The organism is Streptomyces sp. NBC_00019, assembly GCF_045041015.1.
Lineage (GTDB): Bacteria > Actinomycetota > Actinomycetes > Streptomycetales > Streptomycetaceae > Streptomyces.
Genome location: NZ_CP108302.1, coordinates 1,459,937 through 1,483,230, shown reverse-complemented (window position 1 = coordinate 1,483,230; position 23,294 = coordinate 1,459,937). Strand labels below are relative to the sequence as shown.

19 protein-coding genes and 1 pseudogene are annotated in these 23,294 nt (G+C 70.2%); 9 read left to right on the top strand and 11 right to left on the bottom strand.

What is annotated here, in order from left to right; translation table 11 throughout:
* The first annotated feature begins 118 nt into the window (after nt 1-118).
* Both OHU89_RS07290 and OHU89_RS07285 read left to right on the top strand, forming a co-directional pair.
* A complete protein-coding gene (locus OHU89_RS07290; RefSeq protein ID WP_405641010.1) occupies nt 119-556 on the top strand; it encodes a hypothetical protein in 438 nt (145 codons plus the stop codon).
* Nucleotides 557-874, top strand: coding sequence for a hypothetical protein (locus OHU89_RS07285; protein ID WP_405641008.1), 318 nt, complete (start codon nt 557-559; stop codon nt 872-874).
* A 250-nt stretch (nt 875-1,124) separates the two neighbouring features.
* Here the strand turns inward: OHU89_RS07285 and OHU89_RS07280 are convergent, their stop codons facing one another.
* The 4 genes from OHU89_RS07280 to OHU89_RS07265 form a co-directional block, all read right to left on the bottom strand.
* Complete coding sequence (locus OHU89_RS07280) at nt 1,125-1,616, bottom strand: hypothetical protein (RefSeq protein WP_405641006.1); 492 nt, start codon at nt 1,614-1,616, stop codon at nt 1,125-1,127.
* A gap of 130 nt (nt 1,617-1,746) precedes the next feature.
* Entirely contained in the window at nt 1,747-2,400 is a 654-nt protein-coding gene (locus OHU89_RS07275) for a DNA alkylation repair protein (RefSeq protein ID WP_405654357.1), read from the bottom strand.
* Nucleotides 2,401-2,496: 96 nt separating this feature from the next.
* Complete coding sequence (locus OHU89_RS07270; protein WP_405641004.1) at nt 2,497-2,943, bottom strand: hypothetical protein; 447 nt, start codon at nt 2,941-2,943, stop codon at nt 2,497-2,499.
* Nucleotides 2,909-4,699, bottom strand: coding sequence for a BTAD domain-containing putative transcriptional regulator (locus OHU89_RS07265; RefSeq protein ID WP_405641002.1), 1,791 nt, complete (start codon nt 4,697-4,699; stop codon nt 2,909-2,911). Before OHU89_RS07265 ends, OHU89_RS07270 begins: the two co-directional genes overlap by 35 nt.
* 23 nt (nt 4,700-4,722) lie before the next feature.
* On the opposite strand from OHU89_RS07265, the pseudogene OHU89_RS07260 reads away from it, so the two are divergent.
* The 3 genes and pseudogenes from OHU89_RS07260 to OHU89_RS07250 form a co-directional block, all read left to right on the top strand.
* A pseudogene (locus OHU89_RS07260) lies at nt 4,723-4,899 on the top strand (serine hydrolase domain-containing protein); the annotation flags it as partial.
* A gap of 64 nt (nt 4,900-4,963) precedes the next feature.
* The gene (locus OHU89_RS07255; RefSeq protein WP_405641000.1) at nt 4,964-5,320 is read left to right on the top strand and encodes a serine hydrolase; all 357 of its coding nucleotides are present in this window, start codon (nt 4,964-4,966) and stop codon (nt 5,318-5,320) included.
* A 39-nt stretch (nt 5,321-5,359) separates the two neighbouring features.
* Nucleotides 5,360-6,268 (top strand): helix-turn-helix domain-containing protein, encoded by a 909-nt coding sequence (locus tag OHU89_RS07250; RefSeq protein WP_405640998.1) that lies wholly within the window; start codon nt 5,360-5,362, stop codon nt 6,266-6,268.
* Here the strand turns inward: OHU89_RS07250 and OHU89_RS07245 are convergent.
* From OHU89_RS07245 to OHU89_RS07220, 6 genes are all read right to left on the bottom strand, one after another.
* A complete protein-coding gene (locus OHU89_RS07245; protein ID WP_405640996.1) occupies nt 6,241-7,113 on the bottom strand; it encodes a protein-ADP-ribose hydrolase in 873 nt (290 codons plus the stop codon). The two genes, OHU89_RS07250 and OHU89_RS07245, sit on opposite strands and share 28 nt — an antisense overlap.
* 12 nt (nt 7,114-7,125) lie before the next feature.
* On the bottom strand, nt 7,126-7,977 hold the full coding sequence (locus OHU89_RS07240; protein ID WP_405640994.1) for an SDR family oxidoreductase: 852 nt from the start codon (nt 7,975-7,977) through the stop codon (nt 7,126-7,128).
* A gap of 16 nt (nt 7,978-7,993) precedes the next feature.
* Nucleotides 7,994-8,827 carry an NAD-dependent protein deacetylase of SIR2 family gene (locus tag OHU89_RS07235; RefSeq protein WP_405640992.1) on the bottom strand — a complete coding sequence of 278 codons (834 nt, stop codon included), beginning with the start codon at nt 8,825-8,827 and terminating at the stop codon, nt 7,994-7,996.
* Between the two features lie 139 nt (nt 8,828-8,966).
* Nucleotides 8,967-10,460, bottom strand: a complete 1,494-nt coding sequence (locus OHU89_RS07230; protein WP_405640990.1) for a family 43 glycosylhydrolase — start codon at nt 10,458-10,460, stop codon at nt 8,967-8,969.
* Entirely contained in the window at nt 10,457-13,732 is a 3,276-nt protein-coding gene (locus tag OHU89_RS07225) for an MGH1-like glycoside hydrolase domain-containing protein (protein WP_405640988.1), read from the bottom strand. Before OHU89_RS07225 ends, OHU89_RS07230 begins: the two co-directional genes overlap by 4 nt.
* 108 nt (nt 13,733-13,840) lie before the next feature.
* Nucleotides 13,841-14,869, bottom strand: a complete 1,029-nt coding sequence (locus OHU89_RS07220) for a LacI family DNA-binding transcriptional regulator (protein WP_266896210.1) — start codon at nt 14,867-14,869, stop codon at nt 13,841-13,843.
* A gap of 170 nt (nt 14,870-15,039) precedes the next feature.
* Here OHU89_RS07220 and OHU89_RS07215 point away from each other — a divergent pair, with 170 nt between their 5' ends.
* The 4 genes from OHU89_RS07215 to OHU89_RS07200 are packed head-to-tail and all read left to right on the top strand — an operon-like array spanning nt 15,040 to nt 20,132.
* Nucleotides 15,040-16,368, top strand: a complete 1,329-nt coding sequence (locus OHU89_RS07215) for an ABC transporter substrate-binding protein (RefSeq protein ID WP_405640985.1) — start codon at nt 15,040-15,042, stop codon at nt 16,366-16,368.
* A gap of 28 nt (nt 16,369-16,396) precedes the next feature.
* Entirely contained in the window at nt 16,397-17,359 is a 963-nt protein-coding gene (locus tag OHU89_RS07210) for a carbohydrate ABC transporter permease (RefSeq protein WP_405640983.1), read from the top strand.
* 16 nt (nt 17,360-17,375) lie between these two features.
* Complete coding sequence (locus tag OHU89_RS07205) at nt 17,376-18,203, top strand: carbohydrate ABC transporter permease (RefSeq protein ID WP_405640981.1); 828 nt, start codon at nt 17,376-17,378, stop codon at nt 18,201-18,203.
* 39 nt (nt 18,204-18,242) lie between these two features.
* Entirely contained in the window at nt 18,243-20,132 is a 1,890-nt protein-coding gene (locus OHU89_RS07200) for a glycoside hydrolase family 127 protein (RefSeq protein WP_405640979.1), read from the top strand.
* Here OHU89_RS07200 and OHU89_RS07195 read toward each other — a convergent pair.
* Nucleotides 20,121-23,288, bottom strand: a complete 3,168-nt coding sequence (locus OHU89_RS07195; protein ID WP_405640977.1) for an RICIN domain-containing protein — start codon at nt 23,286-23,288, stop codon at nt 20,121-20,123. The genes OHU89_RS07200 and OHU89_RS07195 overlap by 12 nt on opposite strands.
* Nucleotides 23,289-23,294 lie beyond the last annotated feature (6 nt).

Genomic DNA, 23,294 nt, shown 5'->3' with positions numbered 1-23,294 from the left:
GCCTTCTGCACTTCGCGTACGAACGCGTGCACGCCGATCAGGCGCATCCCCGCGGACGCCGCGAGGATGCACCAGCAGCCCGATGCGGAGATCGAGCGAGGTGAACGGGGGTCAGCTGATGCAGACCAGCCCGAGCAGGCAGAGCCCCGAGGGCGAGGTCGACGACGAGGACTCGGACGGTGAGGGAGTCGCCGCCGATGTGTCCGTGCTCGACGTGTCGGTGCTGTCGTTGGCGGAGGGAGTGGGCGAGGTCGACGTCTGCGTGGCCGAGTCCGTGGTGTCGGACACCGTGGAGGCGGCCTGTGACCCGGCGGAGGACACCGCTGGGTTCAGCGAATCCGTGACGCTGTCCCGCTGGACCGCCTCGGTCGTGGGCGTGGCCTGGGGCGTGGTGGCCGTCTGCTCGTGGGGTGCGTTCGCAGCGGACGAGCGCTTCGTGGACGAGGTGCCCGTGGACCGGTTCGTGTCGGCCGGCGTCGCCGATGCCGGAACCGGTACCGCGGCCTGCTCCTCCGCGATGCCCATGGCTTCCCTGTCCGGCGCGGAGGCCGCCTGAGTGCGGTCCGTGGACTGGCGGTCCATCGAGGTGACGGTCAGACCGCCGCCGACCAGGGCGACCGCGGTGGCCACCAGGGCCCTGCGCTGGGTCTTCTTCCAGCGTTCCCGCTGGCGCCGCCGTGCCGCCCTGCCGGTCGGCGTGGGGGACGGGGCGTCCGGACTGTCGTACGGGTGCTCCTGCGGTGCCTCGCCGCCTTCCTCGGCACCGGAACCCTGGTCGTGCCACAGGTGGCTCGGGGATTGCCACGTCGGCGCGACCGGGTCGGGGGCCGGTGCGGTCGTCCCGACGGTGAGGGGCGCGATGTCCGGGGCGTAGGCGCCGCACCCGGGGCATACCAGGGCACCGTTGAGATGCCGACGGCATGTGGAGCAGTAGTCCATCTGCGGTCTTCCTGTGTTCACTTTTCGCACGGGGGAGCGAGTCGCGAGCAAAGGTAGCGACGCTTTCGAAGGGGTGTGTGCAGCCTGTGTGACATCCCTGCGCAGATGTGCCCGGGGCGTGACCGCACAACGACACATCCGGGCCTTGTTTCCGTTGGTTGCAGGGTGTTTGGCCTGCTTCCCGGTCAGGCTGCGTGCTTGTGCATCACGCTGAGGTAGTGACGGTCCTGGTGCAGCACGCGGCTCCCCCGGCCCGGGAGGGTGAAGACCGCGCAGACGCCGGCGGGTCGGGTGAGGATGCTGGACTGCCGGTCGAAGGTGAGGCGGTCGTTGAGGTGGTGCTCACAGCCTGCGGTGTCGAGGGCCGTGAGCAGTTCCTCGCGGACCACGCCGGCCTCGAACGACTGCGATTCGGGCAGGACGAGAGAGGGAAGGTCTGCGGCCGAGCCGGGTGAGAGCCTGATCGAGATACCGCTGACCGCGTGCCGGGTGACTTCAAGCTGCAGCCCGTTCCAGAAGTACGGGTAGCCGTCGGTGTCGGGCCCCAGCAGGCGGATGGCGGGGTGCGGCTGCCCAGGACCGAGGAGGTTCTCGGCCTCGCTCAAAGCCATCCCGCAGCGCAGCGGTCCGATCCGGCCGGTGCGGGCGAAGTCGACGAGGACGTCCATCAAGGTCACAGCAGCGACTGTGGCACGGCCCCGGGCGGGTTCGCACACCGATATCACGGCAGCGGGGCGGACGTTCGTCGAAGCGGGACGGGATGCGGCGCCTGGCTGCCCGAAGGCGACTGCGTTCGCTTGAGCCGCTTCAAGCCCCCGACTCGGCGTCCTGGCGGCGCACCATCTCGGAGATCCAGACGGGGGCGAACGGGGATGTGCAGCCGGGGGAGGTCGGGTAGTCCTTGAGGACCTGTAGGTGTTCGCCGATGGAGATGGCGCGGGTGCGGTGGGCCCGGTGGTCGATGCCGATCTGGGCGAGGCAGTGGTTCATTGCCCATTGCAGGCGGTCCGGGGCGTCCTTCATGTCGGCTTCGATGATGTCGAGCAAGCCCGTGAGATCGAGGCCGTCGGGCTTCTTCGTGACGCGCTCGGTGGTCAGTGCCCAGCCGGCGCTCGCGACCACGGGATCCGGATCGGTGAACCAGGCCTGGCGCAGTTCTTCGGAGTGCGGGTTCTTCTTCACCACGTGGTTCACGAGCCAGTCGTGCACCTTGGGTGTGCGTGCCGTGCGCAGCATGGTGTCCAGCTCGTCACGCTCGAACGCCTTCGGGCGGCAGATCAGGGTCGCCAGCAGCTTCGCCGCGGTGTCGCCGGTCTCCCAGAGCCGCTGCGAGAGTTCCCGCTGTGTCCTGAGCCGCTTCGCGAGCGCGCGCAGCTTGCCGAGGTTCACACCGTGATCGTCACCGTGTCTCTCGTTGACCTCGCGCGCCTTCGGGTCCTCGAGCCCGGCCAGCTCGGCCATCACCTCGGCCACCGTCGTCCCGGTCACCTCAGCCTCCTGTTCCTGACCGCCTGGGCCTCCCGTCCGTCACGAGCGGGATTCAGCCTACGAGGGAAGTCATGGGCCGGCGGCCACCGTCGCGTCGGATGTCAGAGCCCGCAGGTCGGCGAGTACCTGTGCGTCCGTTCCCTCCAGGGCGGACAGGGCGCTGTGCCATCGGCGCCGGGCCGTGTGTTCGTCGCCGAGTGCGCTGAGGACGTGACCGAGTTCGTGCTCGGTGAGGCCCCGGCCGTAGGAGTCGCCGCGTGCGGTGGTCTCCTGGAGCAGGGCCGTGCATGCTTCCTCGGCCTGTTCGAGGCGGCCAAGGGTCCGGAAGGCCTGGGCGCGGCCCAGACGGGTTTCGCGCTCCGCGTTCCAGTGCGCTCCGCCGGCCGCCATGACCTGGAGTGCCTCGTCGAAGCTCCGCAGGGCCAGGGCGGGCTCGCCGATATTCAGATGGGTACGGCCCGTGTTGCAGAGGGCGATCTGCTCACTCGGCGGCTTCGGCGGTGCGGGCCTGCTCATCCGGCCGGGCGGCCATTTCCCTGGCGAAGTCGCGGACCAGGTCGTGCAGGACGAAGCGGCCCCAGCTCACCTCCTGGAGCAGAGCCACTTCGACCAGGCGGTCCAGGGCCTGCTCGGCGCTGTGCTCCGTGCGGTTCATGGCGGCGGCCATCAGGGGAACCCCGTACTCGGGCAGGTCCAGCGCCCCGACGAGGACCAGGGTCGCGGCCGCTTCGCCGTCGCGCGGGTCGGCCGAGCCCAGGAGTGCCTCGTGGGCCGCCAGGAGGGACCGGCGGACACTGAGGTCCTCCAGTTCGAGGTGGTCGAGGCGGTCGGCTTGGCGGGCGAGGCGTTCCACGAGTCTCTCCACCGGAAGGGTCCGCCGGCTCCTGAGACGGGCCGCGGAGACCCGTAGCGCCAAGGGCAGTTGGCCGCACAGGGCGACGAGCCGGGCGACCGGTTCGGCGTCGGAAGCGGCCCAGGTCCGGCCCGAGGCCCGCTCCAGAAGGAGAGCGCCGTCCTGTGGGGAGAGGGGGTCGAGCCGGACGTGCGTGGTGGTCTCCAGGGTGGCCAGGGGGCGCCGGCTCGTCAGGAGCACGGCGCAGCCGGCGCCGGCCGGCAGCAGCGGACGCACCTGACCGACCGAGGCCGCGTCGTCGAGGACCAGCAGCGTCCGGGTGCGGGCGAGCGCGGAGCGCAGCAGGGCGGAGGCGGCCGCCACGTCGTACGGGACGCGCCGGGTGTCCATCCCGAGGCCGTGCAGGAGGACGGCGAGGGCGTCGGCGGGTTCGAGTGGGGCGACGCCGGGGGTGGCTCCGTGGAGGTTGAGATAGAGCTGGCCGTCGGGGAACGCCTCCCGGAGCTGTTCCGCGATGTGCAGGGCGAGCCCCGTCTTGCCGACGCCCGGCATCCCGCTGATGACGGCGAGCGCGGTGCGGCCGCGAGGGGCCTCCAACTCCTTGCGGATGTCGGCGATGTGCTCGTCGCGGCCGACGAAATCAGCGGGTGCGGAGGGGAGTTGGGACAGTGGTACCGAGGCGGCAGGGCTGCGGAGCACCTCACGGTGGGCCTCCTGAACGGCGGGGCCGGGCTCCACTCCGAGCTCTTCGACCAGCGTCCGGCGCAGTGACCGGAACAGCGCGAGTGCTTCGGCCCGGCGGCCGGTGCGGCCGAGGACGAGCATCAGCTGGCGGTGCAGGGCCTCCCGGAACGGATGCTCCCTGACCAGGGCGCCCAGTTCGGCGGCGAGCCCGTCGAGGCGGTCGAGGTGGAGGAGGGCCTCGAAGCGGCATTCCAGCGCCTGCACCCGTTGCTCCTGGAGGAACATCACGGCGGGGTGGTCGGCGAGGGCGGGTACGTCGGCGAACGGTGTGCCGCGCCACAATGCCAGAGCGGCACCGGCGTCCTGCTCCGCGGCCTCCCAGTCCTCCCCGTCGCGGGCCTCCTGTGACCGGCGTATCAGCCCTTCGAACACGTCACGGTCCAACTCGTCGTCACCGACCCGAAGTTGGAGTCCGTGGGTCATGGTGCGCAGTCGCGTACCACCGGCGTCGTGGAGGCGTCGCCGCGGCCGGGCCACGTGATTGTGCAGCGAGGCGGTGGCCGTCGGCGGCGGTCTCTCGCCCCACAGGACCGCCATCACCGTGTCCAGGGGCACCGTGCGGTTCGGTTCGAGGAGCAGTGCGGCGAGCAGTGAGCGGGGTTTCGATCCGCCGAGAGCGAGGGCCGTGCCGTCGTCGTCGACCGTCGTCACCGGTCCCAGTACCGCGAACCTCACCGCCACCCCCGTAAAGAAGCAACCTGCAGAACCCGCCCCAGTTCGAGCCCGGTACCTCCTGGAAGTACTCCAACACCAACTACCTCCTGCTGGGCCTGATCATCGAGAAGCTGACCGGCAGGCCCTACGCCGACGAGATCGAGCGCCGCGTCACCAGGCCGCTCGGGATGCGTGCCACGTACTTCCCCGGCACCGACCCGCACGTCCCGGCACCCACCCCGGCACTACTCCACCTTCACGGAGGACCCGGGGAGGATCCACGACGTGACCGAGCTCAACCCGTCCTGGGCCTGGGCGGCGGGCGAGATGATCACCAACGCCTCCGACCTCAACCGTCTCTACGCCGCCCTCCTCGGCGGCAGGCTGCTGCGCCCCGCCCAGCTCGCGCAGATGACGACCACTGTCTCGACCGAGGGGAACCTGGCACGCCAGCGCTACGGCCTGGGGCTCATCGAGTACGAGACTACCTGCGGGATCAAGGTCTGGGGCCACTCCGGCGGTATCCACGGCTCCTCGACCCAGGCCTTCGGCACCAAGGACGGGCGGCACATGATCACGCTGAACTTCAACGGCGACTGGGTGGGTGGCGGCAAGAACGTGGTCTCGGCCGAGTTCTGCTGACCGGGCCCAGGGGCGCCCGCCCTCGTACACTCGGAGTCGATGATGGTCAAAAGCCGACACGGGATTCCCGAGATCCCCTTCGCCGCCCCGGCCGGCACACCTGCCGGGATCGAGGTCATGTCGTTGGCCGAACTGCGAAGGCGGGCACCCGGGGACGTCCTGGCCCGTCCGCAGCGCCCCGACTTCCACCACCTGGTGACCCTCACGTCGGGCGAGCTCCACCACACCGTGGACTTCACCGTGCACACCCTCCGGCCGGGCTCCTGGCTGTGGGTGCGCCCGGGGCAGGTGCAGCAGTGGGGTGACCTCACCACGGCCGAGGGCACGGTGGTCCTGTTCCGGCAGGACGTCCTGGACGCCGCCACGGCGACGGCCGCCCGCCTCGACGACCCGCACGCGCCGGTCCTCAGCACCCCCGTCGCCGAGGACGCCGAGGCCCTCGACCTGGCCGCGGAGCACCTGCGCCGCGAGTTCGACGCGCTCGGCCATCTGCCCCTCGAGGTGCACATGGCGGCCCTGCGGCATCTCCTGGCCGTCCTCGTGCTGCGGCTGGCCCATCTCACCGTCCCGGAAGGCGCCCCCGCGCCTGTTCCCGACGAGACGTACATCCGCTTCCGTGACGCGGTCGAGCGGAACTTCACCCGCACCCGGCGGGTGGAGGACTACGCCGACCTGCTCGGGTACTCCGCCCGCACCCTCGCCCGGGCCACCCTCAACACCGCCGGGATCAGCGCCAAGGAGTTCGTCGACCGCCGGGTCGTGCTGGAGGCCAAGCGGCTGCTGGCACACAGCGAGCGCACCGCTGCCCAGATCTCGGACCGGCTCGGCTTCGCCAACGCCTCGCAGTTCAACAAGTACTTCACGCACCGGGTCGGCGAGTCACCGATCGACTTCCGCGACGCGGTGCGAGGGCGCGCCCGTCAGGAGGCGTCCAAGGCACGCCGGTAGGCCGTCTCGTCGTTCTCGCCGAAAACGGTGAACACGATCCGGTCGAACCGTCCGGGGTGGGCGCCCAGCCAGTCGGTGACGGTGCGCAGGGCGACGGGGGCGGCCTCGTCCCTGGGGTAGCCGAAGACGCCGGTGCTCACCGCGCAGAGGGCGAGGGTCCGGATGGTCTCCACCTCGGCGGCGAGGTCCAGACAGGAACGGTAGGAGGAGGCCAGCGCCTCCGCGTCACTCGCGCTCGGCCGACCGTCGATCACCGGACCGACGGTGTGCAGGACGTACCGGGCCGGCAGGTGATAGCCCCGGGTGATCTTCGCGGTACCGGTCGGCTCGGGGGAGCCCCGCAACGTCATGACGGTGGCGCAGTCGTCCCGGAGGCGGGGCCCGGCGGCGTTGTGGATGGCGTTGTCGATGCACGCGTGCAGGGGTTGGAAGCAGCCGAGCAGGGCGCTGTTGGCGGCGTTGACGATCGCGTCCACCGCGAGGGCGGTGATGTCGCCCCGCCACAGCGAGACCGGAGACTCCGGTGCGATTGTGGGCAGTTGACGTGCCGGCACGGTCGGTCGCAGGGCGCGCTCCGCGCCGAGTACCGCGTCGACCGCCTCCGCCGCACCGCCGGGCAAGGGGCCCGGAGCGCGGACGGTCAACAGCGCGCGCAGCGCCCTGCGAGCCGTCGTCGCGTCCACGTCCCCGAGATCCCGCAGCCCGAGCCGTACCGCGGCCGGATCGGCGGCGAGCAGCCCGAGCGCCGAGCGCACCTGCTCGGCCGGCCGATCGGCGGGCGCCGCCGATGGCCGGAAGGGTTCGTCCAGCGCGATCGCGGCACGGTAGGCGGCCAGAGGCAACATCGAGACTCCTTGTCAGCGGGGCGGCATACCGCGCACGACGTCGGCGAGGCTCGTGGCGGGACGCCCGGTGAGACGGGGAATGGCATCGCTGACGCCGTCGAGCTGACCCGCCGCGATGGCCGTGTACGTGGACACCCAGGCGTCGAGTTCCCACTGCGGGGCACCGTAGGAGGCCCGGGAGGCGTACGCCTCCTCGATCGTCTCCGGGTGATAGGTGACCGTACGGCCCTGCACCTCGGACAGCACGGCCGCGGCCTCGGCCAGCGACAGGGACTCCGGTCCGGTCAGGTCGTAGACCGCACCGGCGTGCTCGGCCGGCCGGTTCAGGACCGCGGCGGCCGCATCGGCGATGTCGTCCTGGGAGACGAACGCGGCTCGCCCCTGCCCGGCCGGGCCGCGGATGACACCGTCAGCACCGGCCAGATCGGGCACGAACTCGGCGTAGAGGTTGTCGCGCAGGAACGTGTACGCCAGCCCGGTGGCGCGGATGTGCTCCTCGGTGTGGAAGTGGTCGCGGGCCAGGGTGAACATGGCGTCGGGTGCCGCACCGAAGAAGGAGACGTACACCAGGTGCCGTACGCCGGCCTCGACGGCGGCGTCCACGAAGGTCCGGTGCTGGGCGAGCCGGTCGGCGCTCTCGGAGGCGGACACCATGAGCACCGTCTCCGCGCCGGTCAGGCCGCGTACGACGGCCTCGTGGTCGTCGTAGCTCGCGCGGACGGGTGTCGCCCCGGGCAGCCGCGGCGCCCGCTCGGGGCTGCGCACCAGCAGCCGCTGCGGCACCTCCCGCTCGGCCAGGCGGCGGGCGACGCGTCCGCCGAGGCGGCCCGTGGCTCCGGTGACCACCACTGTCGAATCGGACATGATCCAGATCACTTCCTTACACGGTCAGTGCGTTCAGGAGCCGGTCCGCCCCGAACGGCACGGACAGCGCACGGGCTCCGAGGTCGGCGGGGACGTCCGGGTGGACGGGGTTGACCCGCACCAGACGCGCCCCGGGGGTGTGGCGTACGAGATTCTCCATCGGCCACCGGATCACGCCCGGGGTATTGAATCCGGCGCCGAACTCCAGGACGAGCAGGCGGACATCGCCGGGCGCGTCGCCGAGCCACCCCGACAGCCGGTCCCCGGCCGCCGTGTAGGCGCCGTCGACGAACTCGGGGCCCACCCGCACATTGGGGAAGACCTCGGCGCCGCAGTTGGGGCACACGGGAAGGGCGGCCGGGTCGGTCACCCGTCCCGTGTCACGGTCGTACGCGGCGAGGATCCGGTCGAGAAACGGGCGGGAGTCCCACGTCTCCTGGGTGCACGGCACGGTGCACTGGAGCCGGCCGTAGTCGCCCTGGGGCGTGAAGATCCGGTCCGTCTCGAAGCCGTTGCGGGCGAAGAGCGCGTCGACGTTGGACGTCAGCACCCAGTGGTCGCGGTCCCCGACCAGTGAACGCAGCTCCCGGTAGAGGGGGTTGGGCTCGGTCCCGAAGCGGATGTCGTCGATGTGGACGGCCCAGTAGCCCCACATCATGTCGGCCGGCAGCGGCACGCCCAGCAGATAGCGGGAGCGCAGCCCGAGCCGGTACAGCGCCGGGAGGAGCTGCCGGAACCGCTCGGCGTCGCCGTAGTCGTATCCGGCCGCCGCGCTCAGCCCGGCGCCGGCCGTGACCAGTACGCGGTCGGCTTCGTCGAGCCAGGTACGGAGTGTGTCCGTCTCCCGCATGGCCTCCTCCTCCGGCTGGGTGTCCCGGCCCCGTGGCAAAGGCCGACGGCCGAAGCGGAACGGCCGAATCCCAACGTAGGAGGAGGAAGCGCACACGGCGGAGCCGGATCACGACTCTCGATGGTCAGAATCCGACAATCTACTCCCCGGAGGGTGCGGTCAGCGGGACACCCAGGGCCACCGGAGTGCCGAAATTGGGTGTGCCGTCCGCGTTCCAGGTGAACTTCTGCGCCCGGGTGGTCCGGTTCATGTCGCACCCGCCGCTCGTGGAGTTGTTGGCGTGGTAGACGATCCAGTCCTCGGTGCCGTCGGGCGACTTGAAGAAGCCGTTGTGACCGGGGCCGTACACACCGTTGGCGTTGGACCGCTGGAAGACCGGGTCCGGGGACTTGACCCAGGAGGCGGAGTTCAGCGGGTCACCGCCGTTGTAGGTGAGCATGCCCAGCTTGTAGTCGGGTGTGGAGCAGTGACTGGCGGAGTAGACGATGAACGTCCTCCCGTTCCGCTGGAGGACCTCCGCGCCCTCGTTGACCGCGCCGCCCACCGTCTCCCAGCTGTAGGTCGGGGTGGACAGGATCCTGCGGGTGCCGCTCGCGGTCCAGGGGTTCGACAGCGGCCGGATGAACATCGGCTGCGAGCCGTTGTAGAAGGTGCCCAACAGATAGAGCTGGCCGTTGAGTTGAAGGATGCCGGGGTCCAGCTCCCAGGTGTTGTCCTGGGTCGGGTCGAGCAGGTCGGCCTTGAAGCTGTACGGCCCCATCGGGTCGAGGCCGGCGCTCTCCAGGACGTGGATGCGCTGGGTTCCCAGGTCGTACGGCTCCCGTCCGGCCGTGTAGTAGAAGTACCAGCGCTTGCCGTTCGGGCCGTCGAGCAGATGGAACTCCGGCGCCCACATCGTGCCCGCCCCGTTGGGCCGGGTCAGATTGAAGATCACCTGGTCGGTGGCGGTGGCGAGACCGGCGAGCGTGTCGGCCTTGCGCATGGTGATCGTCGAGTTCCAGGTGGTCGTGGCGAGGTAGTAGTAGCCGTCGTAGTACGTCAGCCAGGGGTCGGGTCCGTGCTGGGAGAGCGGGTTGGTGAACGTACCGGGGGTCGTGCCGCCGCCGGTGAAGCCGGGCAGCCGCCACACCCTGCCGTTCGCGGTGGAGCACGGCAGCTGCACCAGGTTGGTGTTCGAGGCGGACGAACCGCCGCTCGGGGCGACGCACTTGCCGGTGCCGACGGAGACCAGGTTGAACGTCTTGTCGGTACCGGCGACCGTCACCGGGACGAGTCGCCACTGCTGGTTCGTGCCGCTGTGGCAGGGCCACTGGATGATCGCCGCGTTGTCCGCCGTGGACGCGCCGTACACGTCGACGCACTGACCGGACTGGGTGGTGATCGTGTAGATGTCGGCCGAACCCGACACAGGGGTGAGGCCGAGGTTCTGGTTCGCGGCCGAGTTGCAGGCGAAGGCGCGCAGTTGAGCCCCGGCCGTCGTCGAACTGCCCGGCAGATCAAGGCAGTTGCCACCGTTCTGGTTCACCGCCGTCGAGGTGAAGGCGACGGCGGCGGAGGCGGGCGGTGCCACGAGGAAGGCGACCGCCATGGTGAGTGCGGCGAGGAGCGCGGAAAGGCATCGGGAACGGGTCACGGGCCGTACACCTTTGCTTCGAGGAGGCCGACGGAATCGGTGCCGTTGCTCGTGAGCAGCACCCGTAGTCGTGTGGTGCTCGTCGCGGTGAACGTGACGGTGTTGTACTGGTTCTTGGTCAGCGTGTACGCGCTGGCGCCAGGGACGTCGACGTAGGCGCTGCCGTTCCAGTACTGCAGCTTCCAGGCGGACGGCATGTCGATGCCCTGGTCGTCGTCGAAGAAGTAGACGTCCGCCTTGTTGAGGTTCCTCGCGGACGGCCAGGTCAGTTCGGCCCACTGCTGGCCGGTCTCCGGCCAGGTTCCCCAGCGCGGGTTCACCGTGTCGTTGGAGGACGGCGGGTCGATCCCGTCGTTGACCGCGGCGACGGCCTCCCAGGGGGACGTGTACGAGGCGGTCGCGGCGGCGGATCCGGCCTGGTTGACCGGTGGTTGGGCCCCGCCCCGGTTGAACACCTTCATCTCGGTGAGGCCCGTCTTGGCGCCGGAGGCGTTGGTGGCCAGGACCCGGACGCGCTGGGCGCTGACCACCGGGAACGTCACCAGGTTGTAGTTGGCGCGCGGGGCGGCCGGACTCCTGGTCTGGCTCGGCACGTTCACCCACGAACTGCCGTCGTAGTACTGGATGGTGTACGCCGACGGCGCCCGGTAGGTCGTGCTCGCCGGGCGGCTGTCCTTGAAGTACAGGCGCACCTCGTTGAGCGTGCGGGCCGTGCCGAAGTTCAGCTCGTACCAGTCCTGGCCGTTGGGCGAGGAGCCGGCGCCCCAGAAGGGCTCGTTGGTCGGGTAGCCGTCGACCGCGCCGGACGCGGTGCTGCCGGACCCGGTGTGGGAGGCGGACACGGTCGCGCCGGAGGCCAGGTTGGTCAGGTCGGCGGTGAGGTCGACGCCTGCCTTGGCGAGCATGTCGACCATCCGGGGACTGCTCTGCACGACCTGGTTGGGCGCCTTGAGACCGGAGACGGCCGTGTGGTGGGTGACCGTGCCGTTCGTGGTCACGTCGCCCGTGGCCGGGTCCCAGGTGAACGGCACCAGGGTGCTCACCGTGGCGGCCCGGCTGCCGTTGACATAGATGGAGTAGCCCTCCGGGATGCCCGGGTAGCGGACCACGCCGTCGGCGGGGTCGTCCCAGACGACCGACAGATCGGCGCCCCGGTAGCGGAGGTTGTTGACCGTGAAGTGGCTCCACCCGATGTCGATGGGAGAGAGCTCGACCTTGGCGTCGTTGCGCGGCCGCAGCCCGGCGACGTCCTCGATCACGGTCCAGTTGCCGCTGCCCAGGATGTTGTGGTGGATCCAGGAGCGGTAGTCGATCGAGCTGCCGTTCCAGTCCGCCCAGAACTCGTTGGCGTCGGGCCACTGGGTGTTGCCGCCGATGTACTGGGCCCAGGTGTTCCAGTAGAGGAGCTTCTTGTAGTCGGTCGCGTTCATCCAGGAGTTGGGGTAGTTGCGCAGGACCGAGGAGTAGAGCCGGAACTGGACGGTGGAGTTGATGGTGGAGAAGTTGTTGGAGCCCGGGTTCCCGGCGTCGGCCGCGGCCTGCTTGTCGACCTGGTTGGCCGTGTAGAAGGGGAAGACCGGGTACTGGGCCGGGTCGTCGTACAGACGCAACGCCTGCCTGTACGTGGCCGTGTTGGGCACCGCGCCGACCGAGAACGGGTAGTAGTTGTTGATCTCCTTCCAGGGCACCCACTCGTTCGTCGACTTCAACCGGTGCTCGAACAGCTGCCGGTTGGGGTTCCACAGCACGCTGACGATCGCGTCCTTGATCTGCGTCGCGAGCGTACGCATCTCGGTGGCCTTCGCCGTGTTGCCGATCGCCTCGTACGCCTGGGCGGCGGCGAGCGCGCCGCTGTACTGGTAGGCGGACTCGGCGCGGTCCATGTTGCCGGGCTTCCAGTGGAAGGAGACGGCGTCGGCGTCGTTGCCGGTCAGGGCGCCCCAGTCGTACTCGATCAGCTTGTTGTTGTCGTGGTCGTAGTAGGCGAGCTGTCCCTTGACGTCGCCCTCGGCGTAGCGGGCCAGGTTGGCGGCGATGCCGGGCTGGCCGCCGTGGATCTGGTAGCTCTTCCAGGCCGCCTCGGCGATGTACTGGGTGTAGCTGTTGGACCAGTTCTCCGGGTCGCCCGGGTTGTCGAGGAACCGGCCGCCCTTGGAGACCTGGCCGACGCTCAGCCAGTCCCCGTACGCGTAGGACGGGTCCCGCAGGTACTTGAGGTCGTCGATGTGCATCGGCTGGGTCAGCGCGATCGCGTTGTTGTAGCCGAGGACGCCCTCGGTGGAGGTCGGGAACTGGAAGGTCTGCCCGGGGATGTCGGCGTCGAGGTTGTTGAAGCGCATCAGCCACCAGCGGTAGTAGATGTTCTTCTTGATCGCCGGTTCGGGCACGTCGATGTAGGGCACGTTCTGCGCCCACCACTGGTTGTAGGCCCGGACATGGGTCGCGAAGGCGGTGGCGTTGGAGTGACCGGCGTAGGCGTTGTACTCCGTGAGCGAGGCCGGGATCTCGTCGGTGACGAAGCCCATCACGACCTTCGCGGTCGCCGTGGCTCCGGCTGCGATGGTCACCGAGCGGTTGAGGCCGCCGCCGGAGACGCTGAAACCGTCGCCGGTGAGCCGGGGACGCAGCGTGGTCAGGTTGTTGTACGCGTTGACCTGGCCGGTCAGCTCACTGCCGCTGCCCGTGGTGGCGTACGGCGACGTCGCGCGCAGCTGGAGGGTGGTGGACCCGCTGCCGTTGTTCTTGATCGACAGGTTCGTCACCGCGACGTTGTTGTCGGTGATGAACTTGGTCTGGGTGACCGCGATCGACCCGCTGGAGTGCACGCTCCTCCAGTGGCTCGGCGCCTGCCACCGCTGGGAGACCTGTTCGGTGAAGGTGCCCGGGCTGATCGCGATGCTGTAGGCGTTCTGGTCGTTGACGCTCTCCCAGTAGGCGACGTTGCCGCCGAAGCCGAGCACCGCGGGGTTGTGGGTCTTCATGAACAGGGCACGCCCCCGGCTCATCAGCCAGGGGCCGGCCGGGTCGTCGCCGGAGCGGGCCAGCAGACGGTCCATCCAGAAGTCGGTGCCCGAACTCTCGGCGTCGTAGATCGCCTTCATCATGTCGCCGGGTGTGTGGGCGACGGGCGGGGCCGGGATCGCGGGGCCGCTGAAGGTGGGGAAGCCGATGGTCTGGGCGGCACGAGCGGGGGTGGCGGTGAGGACGGAACAGACGAGGAGCGCCAGGACGATCAGGAGGCGCTGTAAGACGGGCTCGGTTCGTCTTCGCATCGGATGCTCCCCTTGGCTGAAAAGACCTAAAAGGTTTTCGCAACGTAGGAGCGAGCTGATGGAGTGTCAAGGGAGCTCGGAGAGGCTTGAGTTGGCGGACCGTACGGTTCAGGACAGTGGGGCGGTGGAGCCTCGGATCACCACCCGGCAGGGGAGCGCCTCGATGCCGGAGTCCGTCGCACCGCCGATCGCGCCGAACAGCGCCTGCGCCGCCGCCCGGCCGACCTGCTCCAGGTTCATGTCGACGCTGGTGAGCAGCGGGCGCGAACCGGACGTCAGGACCTGCCAGTTGTCGAAGCCCATGACCGCCACGTCCTCCGGCACCCGGTGGCCACGCTCGCGCAGCACGTCCATGACGCCCCGGGCGATCTGATCACTGCCGCACAGCACGGCGTCCACGTCCGGATGCCGGTCCAGCAGCAGCGCCGTGGCCGCCCGCCCCCACCCCTCCGACCAGGCACCGAACCGCGGTTCGCCGACCGGGACGACCCCGGCGTCGGCGAGCGCGGCCCGCGCGCCCTCGGCCCGGTCGTGCGCGGCGGCGTAGCCGGGATCCCCGGTGATGTGGGCGATCCTGGTGCGGCCGCAGGCCAGCAGGTGCTGCACCGCGATCCGGCCCGCGTCCACGTTGTCCGGGACGATGGACAGGTCCGCCGGATCGTCCGACGGCGCATACGCGTAGACCACGGGAACGGCCAGGTCACGGCCGAGCGAGGGCCGGGGATCGGTCCGGCTGCCCACCACGATGAGGCCGTCCACCCGGCGCCCGAGCAGCGCGCGGACATGGTGCTGCTCGCGGATCGCGTCCCCCCGGGCGTCGCACAGGAACACCGCCACCTCGCCCGCCCCGAAGGCGTCCTCGGCGCCCATCAGTATCGGGATGCTGAACCGGCCCTCCAGATCACTGGTGAGCAGACCCACCGTCCCCGTCCGCCCGGCGAGCAGACCGCGGGCCAGCTGGTTGGGGCGGAACGACAGTCGCTCGGCGGCCTCGATCACCCGCTGCCGGGTCTCGGCGCGCACCTGGCTGCGCCCGTTGAGGGCCTTCGAGGCGGTGGCGACCGACACCCCCGCCAGCCGGGCGACGTCGCTGAGGGTGGCGGTGCGCGAACGAGCGGGGCCGGTGGCTGGTGTCATGCGTGTCTCCTGTCTCGCATCACGTCCGTAAACCGTACGCGAGAACTTTCGGCCTGCACCTGAAAGTCCGTTCGTACGCGAGGGATTGACGGGCTTTCAGCTCGGCTCTAGCTTGGCGAAAGCCTTTTCGGCCTGTTTCTTCCCGGTGTTCGTCGCGGAGGGAGATCGTCATGGGGAGCCCCACCGGATCGCACGGACGTGCCCGCCGCCTCGTCACGGCCGCGGTCCTTCTCACCAGCCTGGGACTGGCCACGGCATGCGGGTCGGGCGACGGAGATGCGGACGACGGAGGCGGCGGGGGAGGGGGAGGGGGCGCGGCGGCGAACGCCACCGGCGTCGACGATGGCGCCGAGCTGACGATGTGGACGCGTGCGGCGACCCGGCCGCAGAGCGAGGCCCTCGTCAAGGCGTACAACGCGAGCCACAAGAACCAGATCAGACTCACCGTCATCCCCACCGACGACTACCAGGCCAAGGTCGGTGCCGCCGCCGGCTCCCGCGACCTGCCGGACCTGTTCGCCTCGGACGTCGTGTTCGTGCCCAACTACACCAGCAGCCGGCTCTTCGCCGACATCACCGCCCGCATCGACGCCCTGCCCTTCGCCGACGACCTGGCCCAGTCGCACATCAAGGCCGGCACGTACGAGGACAAGAAGTACGTCGTGCCGCACACCCTCGACCTGTCGGTGCTCTTCTACAACAAGGACCTCTACCGCAAGGCGAAGCTCGACCCCGAGAAGCCGCCCACCACCCTGGCGGAGTGGGACGAGCAGGCCCGCGCCGTGGACAAGCTCGGCGGTGGCGTCAACGGCACGTTCTTCGGCGGCAATTGCGGCGGCTGCGGTGTCTTCACCTGGTGGCCGTCCATCTGGGCCGCCGGGGACGAGGTGCTGAACGCGGACGGCACCGCGGCGACGCTCGACTCCGCCACCGCGAAGAAGGTCTACGGCACCTACCGCGGCTGGGTCGACGACGACATCGTGGCCCCCGGCGCCCGCGACGAGACGGGCGCCACCTGGACCGGGCTGTTCCCGAAGGGGCAGATCGGCGTGATGCCGATGCCGTCGACCACCCTCGGTCTGATGCCGAAGAACCTCGACCTCGGGGTCGCGCCCATCCCCGGTCCCGACGGCGGCAAGGCCACCTTCGTCGGCGGTGACGCCATCGGCATCTCCGCCACCAGCAAGTCGGCCGACCAGGCCTGGAACTTCCTCGCCTGGTCCGTGGGCGACAAGGCCCAGGTCGACGTGGTCGCCGCGCACAAGGACGTGGTGGCACGCACCGACCTCGCGTCCAACAAGTACTCGGACGCGGACCCGCGCCTGGTCACCATCAACGAGCTGGTGGCGGACGGCCACACCCCGTACGCGCTGAAGTTCGGCCAGACCTTCAACGACCCCAACGGGCCCTGGCTGACCATGATGCGCAACGCCGTCTTCGGCGACGGGGGTTCCGTCGACAAGGACAACGACGAGGTGAGCGCCTCGCTGGCGGACTGAGCCCACCGAGCCGACCGACAGGAGAGCCATGCAGGTGAAGGCGCCCGACCGAGCGGCGGCCGAGCACCGGGTACGGCCGCAACGTCCGGCACGCCGACCCCGTACAGCCAAGTCCCTGTGGCGCTCCCGCAAGGTGCAGGGACTCGGATACGCGGCACCCACAGCCGTGTTCGTCGCCGTCTTCTTCGTGTGGCCCCTGCTCCTGGTCGGCCGGATGTCCCTGAACGACTGGCCGCTCCTCGCGGGCGACCAGGGCCGCAACGCCCCCGAGAACTACACCGACATCACCGACAGCCCCCTGTTCTGGCCCGCCGTCCGCTTCACCCTCCTCTACACCGTGATCGTCACGGTCGTCCTCCTCGGACTCGCGCTCCTGCTGGCCCTGCTGGTCCAGGAGTCCCGCCCCGGTGCCGGCTTCTTCCGCACCGTCTACTTCCTCCCCGGCGCCCTCGGACTGGCCTCCGCCTCCCTGCTGTTCTGGGGTCTGTACAGCCCGACCACCGGACCGATCAGCAGCACCCTCGAGCACCTGGGCCTGGTCGACGAACCGGTGTCCTTCCTCGGCACCTCGACCAACGCCCTGCTGTCGACAGTGTTCCTGGTGGTCTGGAAGTTCGCCGGGTTCTACATGCTGATCCTGCTCGTGGGTCTGCAACGCATCCCCCACGAGCTGTACGAGGCGGCCCGCATGGACGGCGCGAGCCGCGGCCAGATCTTCCGCCGCATCACCCTGCCGCTGCTGCGACCGTCGCTCGCCCTGTCCCTCCTCCTCTGTGTCACCGGATCGCTGCTCGCCTTCGACCAGTTCTTCGTCCTCACCAAGGGCGGCCCGGACAACAGCACCGTCACCATCGTGCAGTTGATCTACCGCGAGGCGTTCCAGCGGCTCGACCTCGGCACCGCGGCGGCCCTGTCGATCATCGTGCTGGGAGCACTGGTGCTCCTCAACGTCCTGCAGTTCCGCGGCCTGCACCGCTCCGACGAGTCGTAGGAAGGGGGGACCCGCCATGCTCAACCGAGCCCAGGTCCTCGGCCGGACGCCGTACTACGTCGTCGCCGGAGGACTGGCCGTCATCTTCCTGTTCCCCCTGGTGTGGAACGGCTGGGCCTCGGTCAGTGAACAGCCCGGCACCGCACAGGACTCCGGCTACGGCCTCGGCAACTACCGCACCCTGCTCGACTACGACGCCGGCCTGTGGCAGTACCTCCTCAACAGCACCGTCGTCTCGGCGCTCACTGTGGTCCTGACCCTCGGGGTGTCCCTGCTCGGCGGCTACGCCTTCGCCCGCTTCCGGTTCCCGGGCAAGAACCTGCTGTTCCTGCTGACCCTGGCCATCCTCATGGTCCCGTACGCCACGCTCCTCATCCCGCTGTACGTGCTGCTCGGCAGACTCCATCTGCAGAACTCGCTGATCGGGCTGAGCCTGGTACTGGCCATGTTCCAGCTTCCGTTCGCCACCTTCATGATGCGGATCTCCTTCGAGGCGGTACCCCGCGAACTGGAGGAGTCGGCCCTGGTCGACGGCTGCGGCACGGCGGGCGCACTGCGCCGGGTCCTGCTCCCGGCGGTGCGGCCGGGGCTGATCACCGTGGGACTGTTCGCCTTCCTCGCCGCCTGGAACGACTTCATCGCACCCCTGATCCTCATCTCCGACAGCGAGAAGGCGCCCCTGCCGCTGGCCGTGGCCAATCTGCGGCAACAGAGCATGGGCGCGGTCGACTACGGCGCCACCGAGGCGGGGGTCGTGGTCCTCGCCGTGCCGTGTCTCCTCGTATTCCTGCTGCTGCAACGCCATTACGTGCGGGGCTTCATGTCGGGCGCCCTCAAGGGCTGAGTCCGACGTCCTCAAGGGCTGAAAGGACGAAACGAAGGCATGAACAAGGAGCTGTCCACTGTCCTGCCCGTGGCACCGACCCGGGGACGGTTACGCCCGCTCGGCCTCGACGAGGTCAGGATCACCGGTGGTTTCTGGGCCGGACGCCGGCATGTCAACGCGACGGTCAGCCTCGACCACTGCCGCGACTGGATGGAACGCGTCGGCTGGACCGGCAACTTCCGTGCCGCGGTCGAGGGCCGCATCCAACGCGACCGGCGCGGACGGGAGTTCGCCGACTCCGACGTCTACAAGCTCCTGGAGGCCATGTCCTGGGAGACCGGATACGACGTCGACCCCGCCCTCACGGATGCCATCGCCGCCGCCCAGGAACCGGACGGCTATCTCAACACCGCCTACGGCCGCCCCGGCCAGCAGCCCCGCTACAGCGACCTCGAATGGGGCCATGAGCTGTACTGCTACGGGCACTTGATCCAGGCGGGCGTGGCCCAGGCCAGGGCGCGCGGCGAGGGCGAGCTGACGAAGATCGCCCGCCGCGCAGCCGACCATGTGTGCGCCCTCTTCGACGCCAGAGGCACCCAGGGTGTCTGCGGGCATCCGGAGATCGAGACGGCCCTGGTCGAACTGGCCCGGCTCACCGGCGAGCAGCGCTACCTCGACCAGGCCGCGCTGTTCATCGACCGCAGGGGCCAAGGCACCCTCGGTGACGGCGAGTTCGGCCGCGCCTACTTCCAGGACGACATGCCCGTGCGGAAGGCGGCCGTCCTGCGCGGCCACGCCGTCCGCGCCCTCTACCTCGCAGCCGGTGCCGTCGACGTGGCCGTGGAGACCGGGGACGAGGACCTGCTCGCCGCCGTCGTACGGCAGTGGGAGACCGCGGTCGCCCGGCGCACCTATCTCACCGGCGGCATGGGCTCGCACCACCGCGACGAGTCCTTCGGCGACGATTTCGTCCTCCCGCCCGACCGTGCCTACTCCGAGACCTGCGCCGGCGTCGCCTCCGTCATGCTCAGCTGGCGCCTCCTCCTCGCCACCGGCGAGCCACGCTTCGCCGACCTGGCCGAGCGGACCCTGTTCAACGTGGTCGCGACCTCCCCGGCCGAGGACGGCCGGTCCTTCTTCTACTCCAACACCCTGCACCGGCGCCGCCGCGGCACCGTCCCTGCGGCCGACGTCCAGATACCGCGCGCCGAGTCGAGCCTGCGCGCACCCTGGTTCGCGGTGTCCTGCTGCCCGCCCAACGTGGCACGGACCCTGGCCCTGCTGCCCGGATACCTGGCGACGACCGACGACCACGGCCTCCAGCTCCACCAGTACGCCGACGCCGAGATCACCACGGGCGGCATCGCGCTGCGGATCCGTACCGACTACCCCTCGGACGGGCGCGTGACCGTACGCGTCGCCCGGTCGCCCACCCACCCGTGGACCCTGTCGCTGCGCGTCCCCGCATGGGCGGAGGACGCCACCGCATGGCTCGTCGACCCGGACGGGGGGCGCCGTGCGGTGACCCCGGGCACGGCCGAGATCACCCGTGTCTTCCGGCCCGGTGACGAGACAGTCCTCGAACTGCCCGTGCGGCCTCGCTGGCTCGGGGCCGACCCGCGCGTCGACGCGATACGCGGCACCGCGGCCGTCCAGCGCGGACCGCTGGTGTACTGCGCCGAGTCCGTGGACCTGCCGCCCGGCCACGAGGTCGACGCGCTGCGCGTGGATCCGTCCGCCCCGCCGGAGGGGAGGGCGGACGGATCCGTCGTGGTCGCGGGCGAGATCAGCGCCCCGGGGGACCGACCGTGGCCGTACCCGCCGTACGACGCCCCGCCGACGGCCGGCGACGGCACGGGCATCGTCCTGGTCCCCTATCACTCCTGGGCGAACCGGGGGCCCTCGACGATGCGCGTGTGGTTGCCGACCGTGGACTCAGCGTCGTAGGAGCGTGAGGCGGTACGTCGTCGTCCGTGACCCGTCCTCGCTGGTCACGGTGACCACGGCGCGCCCACGGCTCCGCTCGACGTCGACCGTCGCGTAGGGGTCGCGGGCCCTCGCCGTGACCACCGCGTGGTTCGGATCGGCGGTCCGGACCCGGTAGTCGGTCGTGCCGGGGGCGAAGTCCGCGACCGGCACGCCGGCCACCTCGATCGACGCGGCGGCCGCGTCCGGGGAGACGCCGGGAGCCTTGGCGTACACCTCGACCTCGCTCATCGTGATGTAGCCGCCGGACCGGGCGGTCATGACCAGCCGCACGCCGGTCGCCGGGCCCGCTTCGATCGGCACGTCGACCACCGGCGTGCCCTCGGTCCCGACCGTGATCTCCTCGCTCGCGTCGACCCAGGTGCCGTCCGCCGCGCCGCGCACCTGCGCCTTGAGGCTCGCGGGGAAGGAGACGTTGCTCCCGTCCCGGTAGAAGTGGGCCACGACCCGGTCGAGGTCCCGTGCCGTCGGGAGGGTGAAGGTGATCGTGTCGGACGGGTTCTTGGTGCCGGACCGCCAGTTGGACCAGCCCTTGTCGGAGGTGTCGCCGTTGCGCAGGCGCTCGGCGGAGTAGCCGCTCTCGGTGTACGTGGCCGCGACCGAGACGCCGGCGTCCGAGGCGATGTCGGTCTGCGTCGGCTGGGTGACCTGCACGCGTACCGACGCGTCGACGGTGCTGCCGTCCACCACCCGTGCGGTACCGCGCAGGGTCACCACGCCGGTCTCGGCGAACACGCCCTCGGGGGCCGCGTCCCAGGTCACCGGAAGGTCGGTGCGGCCGCCGTGCGCGCCGACGCCGACGACCGTGTCCGGCAGGCCGGGACTTCCGCCGACGTAGGTCTTGGCGCGGCCGGGCACCGTCGAGGCGATGGTGTCGACGGTGACGACCGCCTTCGCGCGGATCTCCCGACCGAGCGGATCGGTCGCCGTGCCCTTGACCCGTACCGTGCCCGGATCGGCCCACGCGTCGTCCGACGGCGGGTCCCAGACGACCGGCAGCGCGCCACGGGCACCGTCCCGGTAGACCGGCGTCACCGTCTTCGGGAGCGCCGGTGTCCGACCGGGCACGGTGAACACCTCGGCCTTCTCGGTGCGCAGTACGGTTTCGTCGCTCACCGTCCAGCGTTGGTTCGCCGCCGAGGTCGGGGTGTACGTCGACACCTTGGCGCCGTCCGCCGACGACTGTCCGCCGACGTCGAGCAGTCGGCCGGTGGCGGCGTTGACGAACGTCCACGTGTCGTCGCCGGTCGTCGACAGGATCCACTGCGCGGCGTCGCTGTCCGACGGATCCTCCAGAACGGCCTGGTTCTCGCGTACGGCGAGCTGCTTGCCGCTGGTGGCACTGGTGAGGGCGTAGCGCTCGCGATGGTCGGTGCCGGGCGTCAACTGGCTTACGGACCAGAGCTGTCGGTCGCTGCTCGCGTCGTTCGTGCGGATGACGACGCCGGTGCCGTCGTCCGAGGGGGCGAGCGACTTGCCGCTCTGTGTGCCCTTGAGCCGGTAGACATGGCCGGGCTGGACGAGCGCGGCGTCCTTCGCGACGCCGCTGACGCCCTTGACGAGGAAGCTGGTGACCGACTTCGCGGGGACGGTGAGGGTGGCCGACCGGTCGGTGACGCGGACCGGGGCGCCCTGGACGAGGGCGCCGTCCGTGCTGGTCACCACGGGGGTGACGGTGGCGCCTCGGGTGACCTTGCCGAAGCGGGACAGGTCGAGGGTCACGGAGCGGGCGGTCGTACCGCCGTTGACGTGCACCACCGTCGCGGAGCGGCCGGACTTGCCGACGGCGGCGACGCTGGAGGTGTCGTCGACCTTCACGAAGCGGTCGCCGGGGCGGATGTAGTGGGTGAAGTTCCGGATGGTGTGGAACTTCGAGTTGGCCTGGATCGGGCAGCTCTCCAGGGTGTCCTCGGCCGTGCAGTTGAACGGGACATGGATGCTGCCCCAGTTCTTGCCGGCGGCGGCCTGCGGGATGGAGTCCTCGATGGGCTGCCAGAACACCCAGGCGGAGGGCTCCAGTTCACGCATGTCGTCGACCATGCGGGTGGCGATGCCGAGGCCCGGCTCCATGCTGGTGAAGTCGGTGCCGGTGCCCCAGGTGCCCTCGACCTCGCTCATCCACAGCTTCTTGTCCGCGCCCTTGGCGATGTCGCGGGCGCTGGTGCGCTGACCGGTGCCGTAGGTGTGCACGTTGAGCTGGTCGACGGTGGCCCGGGCCTGGGCGGTGTAGGCGTTCCAGTTCGTCGTGAAGATGCCGGGGTTGGTCTCGTCCATCGCGGAGACCTCGGCCTTGGTCGTCGCGCCCTCGAGGGCCTTGTCCAGGGCGAGGATCACCTTCTGCTGGAGGGCGGGCCCGGCGTGCGCGCCTTCCTGCCGGCCGCCCGTGGGTTGCCCGTCGGCGCCCAACTGGGTGCCCCAGTAGGTGGTGTTGGGCTCGTTGAGCGGGTCGATGGTGTCGAAGGTGATGCCGTGTTCCTTCTCCATCTCCTCGCTCACGCGGACGAGGTAGGCGGCGAAGTCGTCGACGCGGTCGGCGCGGATCTGGTCGGCGCCGGAGTCGAAGCCGCCGGACACGTACCCGCTGACCGTCTGGAACCAGGGCGGCGAGTTGCTGAACGCCTCCCACTTGGTGACCTTGTCCTTGACCTGGTCCACCCACCACCGCTGGTTCGCGTCGGCGTTCCAGTCCCAGTGGTCCGCGTTGTCCGGGTCCCACCAGTCCATGTCCTTCTGGGTGGTGCCCTCGGGCGCCTTCCAGAAGCCCTCCATGGTCGCGCCGGCCTTCATGTAGTCCTTGCGGACGTCAGGGGCGTTGCCGCCACCGATGTTGTAGCGCGCGATGTTGAGGGCCAGCCCGTCCTCGCCGAACAGCATGTCGACGAGCTGTCTTCGGATCGGTTCCGGATAGCCGCCCGTGGCGTTGGCGAACCAGACGAGACTCGTCCCCCAGCCCTCGAACTCCTGCTGCTGGTACGACGGATCGACCCGTACCGTCACCGAGCTGAGGGGTGCCGCCGTGTCCGCGGCGGGGGCGGGGGTGGCGGTGACGAGTCCTGCGGCGAGCGTGAGGGGGATGGCCGGCGTCAAGGCCCGGACGATGCGGCGTCGGCTGGACACGGAGCT